Source organism: Polaribacter sp. R2A056_3_33, assembly GCF_019278485.1.
Taxonomy (GTDB): Bacteria; Bacteroidota; Bacteroidia; order Flavobacteriales; family Flavobacteriaceae; genus Polaribacter.
The window spans coordinates 3,743,029-3,757,426 of the sequence record NZ_CP058984.1 but is presented as its reverse complement, the minus strand read 5'-3'; the positions used below and the strand labels follow the sequence as shown (position 1 = coordinate 3,757,426).

The window sequence follows — 14,398 nt, the reverse complement described above, 5'->3', positions numbered from 1 at the left end:
TTAGATTGATTTTTTACAAAAAGCAAATTTACAGTTATTTCTTAATTAAATACGACTTTTAATCAATTGATATTTATAAAGTATTAACACGATCTACTTTTTTAACTCCTTCTATTTTAAGAAGTTTTTTTATCAATTTATCTAGTTGTGAAATATTCTTTACACTTATAGAGATTTTACCTTCAAATACACCTTCATCTCCTTTAATATTAATGCTATTAATAAACACGCCCATATTACCAGAAATGGTACGGGTTACATCATTTGCCAGACCTTGGTTGTCTACACCAGAAATGTGTAAAATTACCTTAAAGTCTTGTTTTGTAGAATCAATCCATTTTGCAGGCATAATTCTATAGGCATAATTAGATTGTAAAGAAATAGCATTTGGGCAGTTCATTTTATGAACTTTAAGACCATCATTAATAGTTAAAAAACCAAAAACTTTATCTCCTGGAATAGGATTACAACATTTAGATAGTTTATAATCTAGTTTTTGCTCGTCTTTACCAAAAACTAAAGCATCAAATTTACTCGATACTTCTTCTGTTTCTACGTATTCTTTTTCTGGAGTATTTCTTTTTAATTTAGATTTAAAGAAATTAAATAATTTACTATTTCGCTGAGAAACAAAAGCTTTTAACTGTGTATTGTCTATAGCACCATTACCAATTCTAAAAAATAAATCGAAACTTGTTTTTAATTTAAAATAATTAACGAGTTCATTGGTTGTTTTATCATTAAAAGTAATTTTTAAATGACGTAGTTTACGTATTAATATTGCTTTCCCTTCGTCTGCAATTAATTTTTCTTCTTCATTTAAAGCGGCTCTAATTCTTGCTTTTGCTCTTGCTGTAATTACAAAATCTAACCATCTAGCATTTGGTTTGTTAGATGAACTGGTAATTACTTCTATTTGGTCTCCACTTTTTAATTGGTGACTTAAAGGCAATAATTTTCCGTTTACTTTTGCCCCTCTACATTTTAAACCAACATCTGTGTGTATCGAAAAAGCAAAGTCTAAAGCAGTTGCATTTTTTGGAAGCGATTTTAAATCACCTTTAGGTGTAAAAACATATATTTCTTTAGAATATAGATTCAGTTTAAAATTTTCTACAAAATCTACCGCATTTAAAGTCTGTGTTTCTAGGGTTTCTTTTAATTTATTTAGCCAATCATCTAATCCGTTGTCTTTAGTTACTCCCTGTTTGTATTTAAAATGTGCAGCATACCCTTTTTCTGCTATTTCATTCATTCTATTAGAACGAATTTGTACTTCTACCCATTGAGAATCTGGTCCTACAACCGTAATATGTAAGGCCTCATAACCGGTAGATTTTGGTTGAGAAATCCAATCTCTTAAACGAGTAGGGTTGGGTTTAAAGTAATCGGTTACAATGGTATAAATTTTCCACGCATCAAACTTATCATCATTAGAATTTGGGTTATAAATAATTCTAATGGCATATTTATCATAAACCTCATCAAAAGTTACATTTTGATTGATCATTTTTCTACGAATAGAATAAATAGACTTAAAACGTCCTTTTATTTCATAGTCAAAATTCTCCTTATCTAACCCAGATTTTAAAGTCTCTTCAAATCGTTGCAAATATTTTTTCTGATCTTCTTTACTTTCTTTTATTTTACCAAGAATACCAAAATAAGCTTCTGGTTCTGTATATTTTAAGCCAAGATCTTCTAATTCTGTTTTTATATTATACAAACCTAATCTATGAGCTAAAGGCGCATAAATATATAAAGTTTCCGATGCAATTTTAACCTGTTTATGAGCAGGCATTGCATCCATAGTTTGCATGTTGTGTAATCTATCTGCAATTTTTATTAAAATAACTCTAACATCATCATTTAATGTTAAAAGCATTTTTCTAAAATTCTCTGCTTGTATAGAAGCATCTTGCTCTTTGTTTAAGCGAGATATTTTAGTTAATCCGTTTACAATTTTAGCAATGGTTTCCCCAAAAAGGTTTTCCATATCTTCTAAGGTGTATTCTGTATCTTCTACAACATCGTGCAGAAGGGCAGAAGCTATAGAAACCGCATCTAAACCAATTTCATAAGCAACAATTTTTGCAACTGCAATGGGATGATAAATATAAGGTTCACCTGTTTTTCTGCGTTGATCAGAATGCGCATCTACAGCAATGTCAAATGCTTTTCTTATGAGTTCCTTATCTTCTTTAGACATAATCTCATACGTACCCTTTAGCAAATCTTTATATCGTTTTGCTATTTCTTTATTTTCCTCTTCTATGGTTGCGGTGTATTCCAAATGCGTTATTTTATTACTAGGGGTTAACTCAAAGTGAAATTAAGAATAAGTATTTTAACATACAAGTATTTCGTTTTCTAAATATATTTATTTCTTATTTTTGTAAAATGAAAAATATTTGTATCAGTTTTATCGTTTTATTTATCAGTTTTACTATTAACTCTCAAGAAAAAGCAGGGCAGAATCGTCTTTTTGAACTTCAAAAAAAGAAAGTAGAAATAGATATAAATAAAGATGTTTTTACAAGTGTAACTACAAATATGTATGTATCACAAAATCCACAAGCGTTAATTGTAGGTTTGTTTTTACCTATTTCTTATGAAACTAAAAAGACAAAAATAAATAATAAACCTGATGAAGGAATGGAGTTTAAAGGGGAGCAGAAGATAAATAGTAAAAATATTTTATTGTTAAGTGGTACGGTAATTAAAAAAGGAATTGAGTTCTCTAAACAAAAATATTATATAAAACAAGATCAAAACACTTGTATAGAACTTACAACCATGCTTCCTGTTAATGCAGATGCTAAAGATAAAATGATGTTAATGAAAATAGTGCATTCCGTAATAGAAAAAAATTAACTTTCTAAATTATTAATTCTTTCCAACAGAGTTGGATGAGAGTAGTGCGCAAAAACATAAGCCGGATGCGGAGTTAAATTACTCAAACTATTTTTAGATAATTTTTTAAGTGATGTTATTAAGGCATTTCCTTCAAAAGTTTCTTTCGCATAATTATCAGCTTGATATTCAAATTTACGAGACATATAATTCATAAATAAACTTGTAATTTCTGATATCGGCGAATATAAAATTCCGAATGCAATTAATCCAATATGAAAACTAGGTATAGAAACACCTAATGCCTCAGATAAAACGGCAGAATTAATAAATAAGGAAAGAATAAACAACGTTAATCCTGTTAATAAAATTGAAGCAATTAAATTAAAAACGATATGTTTTCTTTTATAATGACCTACTTCATGCGCTAATACAGCTACAATTTCATCCGTTTCTAAGTCGTTTATTAAAGTATCATATAACGTAATTCTTTTTTGTGATCCAAAACCAGAAAAATAAGCATTTGCTTTTGTAGATCTTTTAGAACCATCTATCACAAAAATATTATTGATGGTAAAACCAACACTTTTTGCATATTTTTCTATGGCTGTTTTTAATTCGCCATCTTCTAACGGACTTTGTTTGTTGAATAAAGGAACAATCAATTTAGCGTAAAACATGTTCATAAATAAAGAGAAAATAGCAACAAAAGCCCAAGCATAAATCCAAAAATTCTCCCCCGTAAGTTGATAAAACCAAATAATTAAAGCTAAAATTCCGCCACCTAACAAAGCGCTCATTACCAATCCTTTTAATTTATCTAACCAAAATATTTTTCTTGTAGATTTGTTAAAACCAAATTTCTCTTCAATGACAAACGTGCTGTAATAGGATAGAGGAGTGGTCATTACTTCTGATGCCAACATAATAACCCCGAAGAAAAGCAAAGCAACCAAAATTGGATTATCTGTATAGCTTCTTGCAAAATTATCTACATATTTAAACCCATCTACAAAAAAGAAAACTAAGGTTAATAGTGTAGAAAAGAATGAAGTTATATTTGAAAACTTTGCACTGGTTTTTTTATAAGCTTGTGATTTTTTGTATTCATCTTCATCATAAACATCCTTTAACTTTTCTGGAATTTCTGCATCAAAACGTTTTTCATTTAACGTGTCTAAAATTTTATCAACCAGAAAACTGATGATTAATATGGCAATAATGATATAGAATAAAGTAGTTGGTTGCATAAAATAGTTGAAAGGATCTAAACAGTGTGTTTAGTGTTGTTTTTATTAAAAGTGTAATTTCATTCCTTCGTGCGTTCCTTTGAACCCTAATTCTTCATAGAATTTAATTGCACGAGGTCTTTTTTTATCAGAAGTTAATTGTACTAAATGCACCTTTTTTTCTTTCGCTCGATTTATTGCCCATTCAAAAACATTTTTTCCTATTCCTAAACCTCTTTGATCGCTTCTAATAAACACATTTTCTATTTGTGCTCTCATACCGCCACAATAACTTAAATACTGAATATAAGTAATTTGTAAAGTTCCAATAATTTCTAAATCATTATTTTCGACAACAATAAGTTCTTGATTTTTATCAGCATCTATTTTTTTAAATGCTTCTAAATAGGAGGTTGGTAAAGGATTCTGAAAGTTTTCTCTTTTTTGACCAAGTTCATCTTCAGCAATCATTTTAATAATATCCGAAATGTCGTTTATGCTAGCTTTTCTAAAGTTCATAGTCCATTAAGTTTTACTGAAAGTAGTATTGTAAAAGGAAATTAATAAAGCGTGTTTTATTTTTTATGTTCTTTGCTCGCATAAATTGCTGCTCCAATAATACCAGCATTATTTTTATATTCAGCAACTTTTACTTTTACATCAGTTTGTAAATATTCTTTAAAACCGTCATATCTTTTGCTAATTCCACCACCTAAAACAATAAGACTAGGTGTGTATACAATTCTAATATATTCTAATAAAGAATCGAACCTTATTGCCCATTCTTTTAATTTTAAATTCTCTTTTTTCCTTACGGAATCGGCTGTATAAAACTCAATTATTTTTCCATTAGTATGTAGCATTTTACCTATTTCTAAATTAGGAATTAGGTTTCCGTTAAAGAACAAACCAGAACCAATTCCAGTACCAATGGTAACCATAATTACAACGCCTTTTTCTTTTTTAGCAGCACCTAAACTAACTTCAGCTAAACCAGCTAAATCGGCATCATTACTTACATAAAAAGGCAATTTACATTCTTTTCTAAATAATTTATCAACCTTAACATTCAACCATTTTTCACTTAAATTTCCTGGATGAATACATTTACCATTCACAATGGTGGTAGGAAAACTACAACCAATTGCTTTTTTCCAATTAAAATGATTTACCATTTCATTTACAACCTTTGCTACTGCTTCTGGTGTTGCTGGTTTTGGAGTATCTATTCGGTGTCTTTCAGAAAGTAATTCTCCTGTTTTGGTGTTTACAATTGCGGCTTTAATTCCAGATCCACCGATATCAATTCCTAATATTTTCATATTTACTATTTAAATTTTCTTTGTCTTTTTGCTTCAAACAAAATAATTGCAGCAGAAACAGAAACATTCATCGAATCTATTTGTCCTTGCATAGGTATGTTTACGTTTTGTGTAGCAGCTTCTCTCCAAACATCAGTTAAACCAGTTGCTTCTGTACCTACAACAATTGCTGTGCTTTCAGTATAATTTTCTACATGATATTCATTAGAATTCTGCAAAGTGGCAGCATATATATTGATGTTCTTCTCTTGTAGAAACGTAATTATTTCTTCGGATGTTCCTATGGCAATCTGATTGGTAAAAACACAACCTACACTAGAACGAATAATATTTGCATTATACAAATCGCTTTTAGGATTTGCTATAAAAACAGCATCTACATTTGCGGCATCTGCAGTTCTCAGTAAGGCGCCAATATTTCCAGGTTTTTCAACACCTTCTGCGATTAATATTAATGGATTTTTAGTTTGAAACAAGATATTCTCTAAAGAGAAGTCTTTTGCTTTTGTAATCGCAATTATTCCTTCTGTAGATCCTCTATAAGCCAGTTTCTGATAAACTTCTTTAGAGATTTCAATTCTATTTACATTTGCATTAAAAAGATGTAAAATTTCATTTTCTGAAATTAAATCTGGATAAAAAAGAATCGTATCGAATTCATATTCAGCAGAAATTGCTAGTGTAATTTCTCGTTTACCTTCAATAATAAATAAACCCTGTTTTCTTCGTTCACGTGCTTTTTCTTGCAGTTTAAGCAAATTTTTTACATACGTATTTTGAATACTAGTTATTTCTTTCATTAGCACAAATATACCTATTTATAGGTATTGGAAAAAAGGTAAATAATAACAATATTTGTGTTTATAAACCAAATTATTAATTTTTACTATTAAATGCACGTAAATTTAAATTTCTATGAAAAGGAGAGGTTCTATTTGGTTTCTATAAATTTAAAAGGCTCGCATTTTGCGAGCCTTTTAAATACTAATAAACTTTTTACTAGAGTTTAAGAATACTAATTATTTTAAACTAGCTAATAATTTATCTGCAACTAATTCTGATGATGCAGGGTTTTGACCTGTAATTAAATTACCATCTTGTATTGCAAACGGAGCCCAATCTTCTCCATTAGAATAAAATGCGCCATTTTCTATAAGCATATCTTCTAATAATAATGGTACAATTTCTGTTAAACCAACAGCAGCTTCTTCTTTATTAGAAAATCCTGTTACTTTTTTACCTTTAACTAATGCAGTTCCATCAGCATTTTTAACATCTCTTAATACCGCAGGTGCATGACAAACAAATGCAATTGGTTTCTCTTGACGATCGAATTTCTCGATTAACGCAACAGATACTTTATCGTTTGTTAAATCCCATAAAGGACCGTGACCACCAGGATAAAATACAGCATCAAAATCATCTGCGTTCATATCTGCTAATACTTTTGTGTTTTCAATTAAAGACTTAGTAGCTGCATCTTTATTATAACGATCTGTAGAAGCTGTAGCTGCATCTGGAGCATCACTACTTGGGTCTATAGGTGCAGCGCCACCTTTTGGTGTTGCAATAGTAATTGTAGCTCCTTTATCTAATAATGTGTAATATGGAGTAGCAAATTCTTCTACCCAAAATCCTGTTTTTTTTCCTGTGTCTCCTAATTTATCGTGAGATGTTAATACAAATAATATATTCATTTTTTTTTCTTTTTTAATTGTTGTTTTTACTTCTGATACTTTATCAATAGTAGTTTCTTTTTTAGAATCCTTACAACTAGAAGCTGTAATAATTGTAAGCGTTAAAGCTATAATTTGTGTAAATTTCATATTTAAAATTAGTAAGCCATTTTTACAATTTCTTTTACTTTCTCTGGCGATAAATTTTGGTGTTCACCTAAACCTAACCAACCACGATCTGTAAAACGTTTTGCTATTTCTTCTGCAGTTCCTTCATAATTATCTGTATAATCAGATAATTTTGTTTCTATGCCTAATTTATGGAAAAAGGCAACTGTTTTTTCTATAGCAGCATACGCTCTATCTTCTTTACTACCTTCTTTAATTTTCCAAACACGTTCTCCATATTGAGCTAATTTTTCTTTTTTAACATCAAAGTTATATTTGTAATGGCTAGGTGTAATTATAGCTAAAGTACGTGCGTGATCTATACCAAATAAAGCCGTTAATTCGTGCCCCATTGCATGCACAGCCCAATCTCCAGGAACTCCTTTTTGTATCAATCCGTTTAAAGCCATGGTACAACTCCACATAAAGTTTGCAGCTGCATCATAATTTGTAGGGTCTTTTAAAACCTTTGGAGCTATTTCAATAATAGTTTGTAAAATACTTTCTGCAAAACGATCTTGTAACAATCCATTAACAGGGTACGTCATGTATTGTTCTAAAACGTGCGTAAAAGAATCCATTAATCCATTTTGTAATTGACGTTGCGGAATAGAGGCAATTACTTGAGGATCTAGTATAGAGAATACAGGAAATAAACCTGGACCACCCATTGCTAGTTTTTCTTTTGTTTCTCTTCTAGTAATTACAGCACCAGAATTCATTTCAGAACCGGTAGCAGGTAATGTTAAAACAGTTCCAAAAGGCATTCCTTTTTCTGTTTTAACGTTATTTGTCAAAATATCCCAAGGAGTTTCTCCTTCAAATACTGCAGCTGCAGATAAAAATTTAGTTCCGTCTATTACAGATCCACCACCAACAGCTAATAAATACGTAATTTGTTCTTCTTTAATTACATTTAAAGCTTCCATTAAGGTTGCATACTCTGGGTTTGCAGGTATTCCTCCAAACTCTACAACTTCAATATTTGCTAACGCTTTTTTTACTTGGTCGTAAATTCCGTTTTTCTTTATACTTCCTCCACCATACAACAGTAATACTTTTGCATCTGCAGGAATTTCAGTTTCTAATTGTTTAATTGTATCCTTTCCAAAAATAATTTTAGTAGGATTTTTTAATTCGAAATTGTTCATCTTCTTTTATTTTTTTTAGATTTTAACGATCATTTTACCTTTGTTCTTACCATCAAATAAATCGATGAAAGCAGTAGGTATATTCTCGAAACCATTTACGATAGTTTCTGTGTAAGTTAACTTCTCTTCTGCTAACCATTCTGATAACTGTTTAATAGCTCCTGGAAATTTATCAGCATAATTAGAAACAATAAATCCTTGCATTAGTGCACTATTTTTAACTAAAAACGGTTGTACACTTACACTTTTAGGAATTTCAGTCTCATTATAAACTGAGATTGCTCCACAAATAATAATTCTTGCAAAACGGTTGATGTTAAATAATACAGCATCCGAAATTGGCCCACCAACATTATCAAAATAAATATCGACACCATTTGGTGCTAATTTTTTAATTTCAGCATTTATATCTTTATTGGTGTTGTAGTTGATACCTGCATCAAAACCAAATTTAGATTTTAGCATATCAATTTTTTCATCTGTACCTGCAATTCCAATTACATTTAATCCAAGAATTTTAGCAATTTGCCCAACAACAGAACCAACTGCACCTGCAGCACCAGAAACTACAATTGTTTCTCCAGCTTTCGGTTTTCCAATTTCGTTTAGTCCTAAATAAGCAGTTAAACCAGTCATACCTAAAATACCTAAAAAGGCACTTAATGGTGCTTTTGTTCCGTCTACTTTATTTAAACCATCTCCATTAGAAACTTGTTGTGTTTGCCAGTTTAATAAACCAGAAACATAATCTCCTTCTTTAAAATTATCATTTTTAGAAGCAGTAACTTTAGCAATAACACCAGATTGTACTGGTTCGTTTAATTGAAAAGGAGGTACATAAGATTTTGCGTCGCTCATTCTTCCTCTTAAATAAGGATCTACAGAAACGTACGCAGCTTCTAGAAGAATTTCTCCATCTTTAATTGCTAACTCAGTGTCTTCCGTTACAAATTCAAAATTAGAAGTTGTTGGTTTTCCTTGTGGTCTATTGTTTAATAAAATCGTTTTCATTTTTCTTTTTTTTATTATATTACAGTCACTAAATCTTTCATCGGTTTTCTAACTTTTACCAAGTTTACCAACCAATCTTCATCTTCTTTTCTATAACCTAATGGCAATAAAACAGCACTACGTAAACCTTTTTCCCTTAAGCCTAAAATTTCATCAACCGCTACAGGGTCAAAACCTTCTACTGGCGTTGCGTCTACTCCTTCGTAAGCTGCAGCAATAATTGCATGTCCGAATGCGATGTACGCTTGTTTGGCAGCATGATTAAAATTTTCTTCTGAATCTCTTTGCGGATAAGAGCTTAATAGCATCTGACGGTAGTTTTCCCAACCTTCGTTTTCAAAACCACGAATTTCGTTTGTTAAATCGAACATATAATTAATGCGTTCTGGGGTATACGTATCCCAAGCTGCAAATACCAATAAATGAGAACAGTCTGTAATTACAGATTGATTCCAAGCGATTGGTCTAATTTTCTCTTTTACCTCTTGACTTTTAACTACATAGATTTCAAAAGGTTGTAATCCACTAGAAGTTGCTGCTAAACGAGCTGCTTCTAAAATACGTTCTACTTTATCTTCTGCTACAACTTCACCATTCATTGCCTTTGCAGCGTATCTCCAATTTAATTTATCTAATAATTCCATATTCTGTTCTTTATTTATTTTTTTGAAAGTTTTTTTATATCGTTTGAAGTAATTATGACTCCGGCATTATTTTTAGTATTTGCTAAGTTTATCATTGCTTGTGCAATATTTTCAGCATCTATAATTTTATATTCTTTTAGTTTTCCTATAAATAAAGGTTGAATTAATTTAATAACAACCAAACCTATTTTTTCTAAGATTCTACTTTCTTTTCTTTCTCCACCAATTAAGGAAGGTCTTAAAATAAAAGTGTTTATAATATTTTGTTTTAAAACATCATGTTCCATTTCGCCTTTTGTTTTATTGTAAAAGACAGTACTTTGTGCATTCGCTCCCATTGCAGAAACCACTAAAAAAGTAGCGATGTTATTTTCTTTTGATAGTTTTGCGGCAGTAACCGGAATGCCATAATCTATCTTTTTATACAATGTTTTATCGGGAGTTTTTTTAGCAGTTGTACCAATGCAACAATACACTTCGTCTGCTGTAAAATTTGCTTTAAATTGTGCTAGATCTAAAATGTCACCTATAAATTGTTTTACCTTTTTTGGTAAACCATCAATTTTAGAACGAGAAAATAATTTTATTGTCTCGTAGGTTTTATCTTCAATTAATTTATGAAGAATATGATTGCCAGTTAAACCGGTTGCACCTAATATGATTGCCGTTTTCTTCATCTTATTTACAAAGTTTTATACTGCTCCATGCAGACTGAAACGCTTCTTCTAAATGAGTCTCGTCTAATTTAAAAGAACCTCTTTTCTCTGCCATCATTAAAAATGATAGAGGATTTATAGCATATGCATACAATAAGTATTCTGACATAGGTTTTATAATTCCTTCTTTTTTTCCCTTTATCCAAAGATCGAGTAGGGGTTGTAAATGTTTAATTCCTTCTTGTCTACTTGGTTCATCAATCATTGGTGTATTATCACATTGTGCTAAAAACATAGCATTTTCACATTCCTTTAGTTTAAAGGTTGCAATGCGATACCAAATTAATTTAAAACCTTCTTCAATAGACATATTTGCTTTATAAGTTTCAAATGCATAATCTGTATATCTTGCTTTTACTTCTATATAGGTTTTATTTACTAAATCTTGCTTGTTTTCAAAATACAAGTAAATGGTAGCAGGGGATACATTTGCCATTTTCGCAATTTTACTCATAGGTGTCGCATGAAATCCGTTATTATTAACGAGCTCAATTGTTGCCTTTATTAGTGCATTACGTTTATCTATACTTTTTTGAAGCCTTGCCATATTGTTTTATTCTGATGCAAATGTACATAAAAATGAACGTTCATTCTTTTTTTAACAAAGATTTATATTTATACAATTATAGATATAATTGATTACGGTGCATAACCAAAAGTAAATCTAGAATAGGGAAGACAATAGAAAAGAGATATAATACAAGTTGATTATAGAAATTGGTATCTTTGATCAACCAATAACTAGAAGAAACAATTGCAAGAACCTTTCATTAAAAATTATAGTATTAACGACGTTGTCAAAATTATTGGAGACAAGCCACAACTGTACACAGATTTACATGTGCATATGTCTAAAAATAATTTTGATGAAACTCCTTTTTTAGCACCCTTTAGATCTGGGAATTATACTTTTTTGTTAATACTTAAAGGATTCATTAAGTTACAGTTAAACTTAATTAAACACACTTTAGAAAGTAGTGAGATGATTGTTGTGAAACCCCAAACGGTTTCTCAAATTACAGAAATTAGTAAAGATCTAGAGATTATTAGCGTTAGTTTTACAGTCGATTTTATTTTTAAGATCCTTTTAAAAAAAGCAGAATTTGATGCCATAGACTTTTTAACGGCAAACAGTTATCCGAAGTTAAAATTATTAAACGAAGAAAAAGAAACTTCTATAGTATTGTCTAAATTATTAGCGAATAACAACAATGCAGATGCACTTCTTTTACCTTTTAGAAATGAAATTATAATGCACTCCTTTGGTTTATTATTATATCATTACGGAGCCATTTTTAAAAGAGAATATCCAAATTTAGAAGCGCATTTAAATAGGAAACAGCAATTAACACTTCAGTTTTTAACCATTTTAAATGATCATTTTAAAAATGAACGTTCTGTTAAGTTCTATGCTGATTGCATGCATTTAACAGCTGCACATTTATCAAAGGTTTTAAAGGAGGTTTCAGATAAAACTGCCAGTCAATTAATTGATGATGCTGTAATTATGGAAGCTAAATTATTATTAAGCAATCCTTTATTAAGTATTTCTGAAGTTGCAAATGAATTAAAATTTAGCAACCTTTCTTTTTTTGGTAAATATTTTAAGAAAAATACAGGTGTATCACCTTCTTACTTTAGAAAAAACACAAATTAATTGAAGTACAATTTTTTGTTAAACTTCTCTAAAAACACGTTTTTGACCAATACATCCCTTTTTTCGACTACCTCATAATGCTGATTATTTTTTATCTTTGAGTATAATCAAATCATCTACCTTATGAGTATTATAGTAGCTACCAATTTTTCTAAACTATCTGATAACGCTGTATTATACGCCGCTGCATTAACAAAACAATTTCAGTCAGAACTTGTACTTTTCCATGCATTTAGATTACCTGTACATGCTGCAAATAGTAGGTTGTCTGCCATGTCTTTAGATATTTTATTTCAAAAAAATAAAGAAAAATTAAAAAAATTAGCTGCCAATTTAAGTAAAGAGTTTCAAATTAAAGTTTCTTACAAGAGTAGTTATAGCGATTTAGGAGAAGAAGTAGATCACTTAATGAAAGAGTATAACGGTCGTTTTTTAGTAATTGGAATGTCTCCAAAATCTATGGAACAAAATTTATTAGGGAATCCAACAACGAGTGTCATCAGTATGAAAGAATTTCCGGTATTAGCAATTCCTTTAGAAGCAAAATTTAAGGAAATAAAACAAATACTTTTTGCGTGTGATATTTTACAAGATATTCCATTAAAAACATTGGCTAAATTGCGTCAGGTTGCCTTAAGTTTAAAAGCTGCTGTAACTGTTTTTTATGTGGATCAAAAAGTTGAAGAATTAAAGATAGAAACACCTAGTATCTTAAATAAAGAATTAGAAGATGTTACCCATTTTTATAAAAATGTAAAATCGAACTCTGTAATTGAATCAATTGAGAGTGAAATTAAAAAATCGAATTCAGATCTTTTGGTTATGATGCCAAAAAAATATGGTTTTTGGGAATCTATTGTACATAAAAGTAAAACAAGAGTCATGGCTTCTGGGCAAAATATTCCGTTACTGTCAATCCCTATAGAATAACAATTCCTCATTTATTATTTCCCTAATTTAAATCTTGTATTGTTCCAAAAGGAATAGTACAAGGTTTTTTTATTAGCAAGAAACTGTTTTTTTAGGAAAAAAGGAGGGATGCATAATTAATATTTATTTTATAAGGGATATATTTGTCCTTTATAAAATATACCATATATTTGCGGCATTAAAACTAAGATAATATGTTTTCAAAAACTTGTGAATACGGCTTAAGAGCAGTACTATTTATAGCGCAAGAAACTGCTCATGGTCATAAAGTCAGTATGAGTAAAGTTTCTGAAGAAATAAACTCACCACAAGCTTTTACAGCTAAAATTTTACAGCAATTAAAAAGAAATAATATTGTAACCTCTGTAAAAGGTCCGTATGGCGGTTTTACTATTACAGAAGACAAAATGGAAACCAAACTAAGTGAAATTGTAAGTGTTTTAGATGGAGATACCATTTACAAAGGTTGCGGTTTAGGTTTAAAACAATGTGATGCAAATTCACCTTGTCCGTTACATTATAAATTTGTTAATATCCGTGAAAACCTAAAAAAAATGTTAGAAAACACTTCTATTACATCACTTTTAAATGATATGAATTTAGAAGGTTTCATCTTAAAACGATAAAAATTTAATCAAATAAAAGATATAAAAATCTTTTAATACTTTAATTAAACTTAAACATTATGAAAGCAACATCAATAACAGAAAATTTAATCTACGGAGAAGACAAACCTGCAATAACCGTATTAATTAAAACAGCAACTACAAAAGAGATAAGAATCCTTATGAAAAAAGGGCAACAAATGAAAGAGCACAAAGCACCGTTTCCTATTGTGATAGAAATATTTGAAGGAGCGATAGATTTTGGAGTAGAAGGAGAAAAACAACTATTAAAAAGAGGAGACTTAATTGCGTTAGACGCAAATGTACCTCACGATTTATATTGTAAAGAAGATTGCATAATTAGACTTACAGTTTCAGTTGCAGACAGTGTACAAAGAGTAAAAGACGTAGTATAATTTATTAAAAGAAAAGAGAA

The 14,398-nt window shown here is 30.0% G+C and carries 16 protein-coding genes; 5 read left to right on the top strand and 11 right to left on the bottom strand.

Going from position 1 to position 14,398, the window contains the following annotated elements; translation table 11 throughout:
• Positions 1-73: 73 nt before the first annotated feature.
• On the bottom strand, positions 74-2,293 hold the full coding sequence (locus tag H0I29_RS15825; protein ID WP_218730495.1) for a bifunctional (p)ppGpp synthetase/guanosine-3',5'-bis(diphosphate) 3'-pyrophosphohydrolase: 2,220 nt from the start codon (positions 2,291-2,293) through the stop codon (positions 74-76).
• A gap of 107 nt (positions 2,294-2,400) precedes the next feature.
• Here H0I29_RS15825 and H0I29_RS15820 point away from each other — a divergent pair, with 107 nt between their 5' ends.
• Positions 2,401-2,874, top strand: coding sequence for a hypothetical protein (locus tag H0I29_RS15820; RefSeq protein WP_218753268.1), 474 nt, complete (start codon positions 2,401-2,403; stop codon positions 2,872-2,874).
• Here H0I29_RS15820 and H0I29_RS15815 read toward each other — a convergent pair.
• The 10 genes from H0I29_RS15815 to H0I29_RS15770 form a co-directional block, all read right to left on the bottom strand.
• On the bottom strand, positions 2,871-4,103 hold the full coding sequence (locus tag H0I29_RS15815) for a M48 family metallopeptidase (RefSeq protein ID WP_218753266.1): 1,233 nt from the start codon (positions 4,101-4,103) through the stop codon (positions 2,871-2,873). The two genes, H0I29_RS15820 and H0I29_RS15815, sit on opposite strands and share 4 nt — an antisense overlap.
• 45 nt (positions 4,104-4,148) lie before the next feature.
• On the bottom strand, positions 4,149-4,601 hold the full coding sequence (locus H0I29_RS15810; protein ID WP_218753264.1) for a GNAT family N-acetyltransferase: 453 nt from the start codon (positions 4,599-4,601) through the stop codon (positions 4,149-4,151).
• 56 nt (positions 4,602-4,657) lie between these two features.
• Positions 4,658-5,404, bottom strand: coding sequence for a polyphosphate--glucose phosphotransferase (ppgK, locus tag H0I29_RS15805; protein WP_218753262.1), 747 nt, complete (start codon positions 5,402-5,404; stop codon positions 4,658-4,660).
• 5 nt (positions 5,405-5,409) lie between these two features.
• Positions 5,410-6,204 carry an RNA methyltransferase gene (locus H0I29_RS15800; RefSeq protein ID WP_218753260.1) on the bottom strand — a complete coding sequence of 265 codons (795 nt, stop codon included), beginning with the start codon at positions 6,202-6,204 and terminating at the stop codon, positions 5,410-5,412.
• 219 nt (positions 6,205-6,423) lie between these two features.
• Complete coding sequence (locus tag H0I29_RS15795; protein WP_218753259.1) at positions 6,424-7,230, bottom strand: type 1 glutamine amidotransferase domain-containing protein; 807 nt, start codon at positions 7,228-7,230, stop codon at positions 6,424-6,426.
• 8 nt (positions 7,231-7,238) lie between these two features.
• Positions 7,239-8,399, bottom strand: coding sequence for an iron-containing alcohol dehydrogenase (locus H0I29_RS15790; RefSeq protein WP_218753257.1), 1,161 nt, complete (start codon positions 8,397-8,399; stop codon positions 7,239-7,241).
• 15 nt (positions 8,400-8,414) lie between these two features.
• Entirely contained in the window at positions 8,415-9,410 is a 996-nt protein-coding gene (locus H0I29_RS15785) for an NADP-dependent oxidoreductase (protein ID WP_218753255.1), read from the bottom strand.
• Between the two features lie 14 nt (positions 9,411-9,424).
• Positions 9,425-10,054 (bottom strand): NAD(P)H-dependent oxidoreductase, encoded by a 630-nt coding sequence (locus tag H0I29_RS15780; protein ID WP_165734085.1) that lies wholly within the window; start codon positions 10,052-10,054, stop codon positions 9,425-9,427.
• Positions 10,055-10,068: 14 nt separating this feature from the next.
• Entirely contained in the window at positions 10,069-10,731 is a 663-nt protein-coding gene (locus tag H0I29_RS15775) for an NAD(P)H-binding protein (RefSeq protein ID WP_218753253.1), read from the bottom strand.
• Between the two features lies 1 nt (position 10,732).
• Entirely contained in the window at positions 10,733-11,317 is a 585-nt protein-coding gene (locus H0I29_RS15770) for a TetR/AcrR family transcriptional regulator (RefSeq protein WP_218753251.1), read from the bottom strand.
• 207 nt (positions 11,318-11,524) lie between these two features.
• Between H0I29_RS15770 and H0I29_RS15765 the strand changes: the two genes are divergently transcribed.
• The 4 genes from H0I29_RS15765 (at position 11,525) to H0I29_RS15750 (ending at position 14,378) form a co-directional block, all read left to right on the top strand.
• Positions 11,525-12,427 carry an AraC family transcriptional regulator gene (locus H0I29_RS15765; RefSeq protein WP_218753249.1) on the top strand — a complete coding sequence of 301 codons (903 nt, stop codon included), beginning with the start codon at positions 11,525-11,527 and terminating at the stop codon, positions 12,425-12,427.
• Between the two features lie 123 nt (positions 12,428-12,550).
• Positions 12,551-13,357, top strand: coding sequence for a universal stress protein (locus H0I29_RS15760; RefSeq protein WP_218753247.1), 807 nt, complete (start codon positions 12,551-12,553; stop codon positions 13,355-13,357).
• Between the two features lie 194 nt (positions 13,358-13,551).
• Complete coding sequence (locus H0I29_RS15755) at positions 13,552-13,983, top strand: Rrf2 family transcriptional regulator (protein ID WP_218753245.1); 432 nt, start codon at positions 13,552-13,554, stop codon at positions 13,981-13,983.
• 59 nt (positions 13,984-14,042) lie between these two features.
• Positions 14,043-14,378, top strand: a complete 336-nt coding sequence (locus H0I29_RS15750; RefSeq protein WP_218730480.1) for a cupin domain-containing protein — start codon at positions 14,043-14,045, stop codon at positions 14,376-14,378.
• Positions 14,379-14,398: the final 20 nt, after the last annotated feature.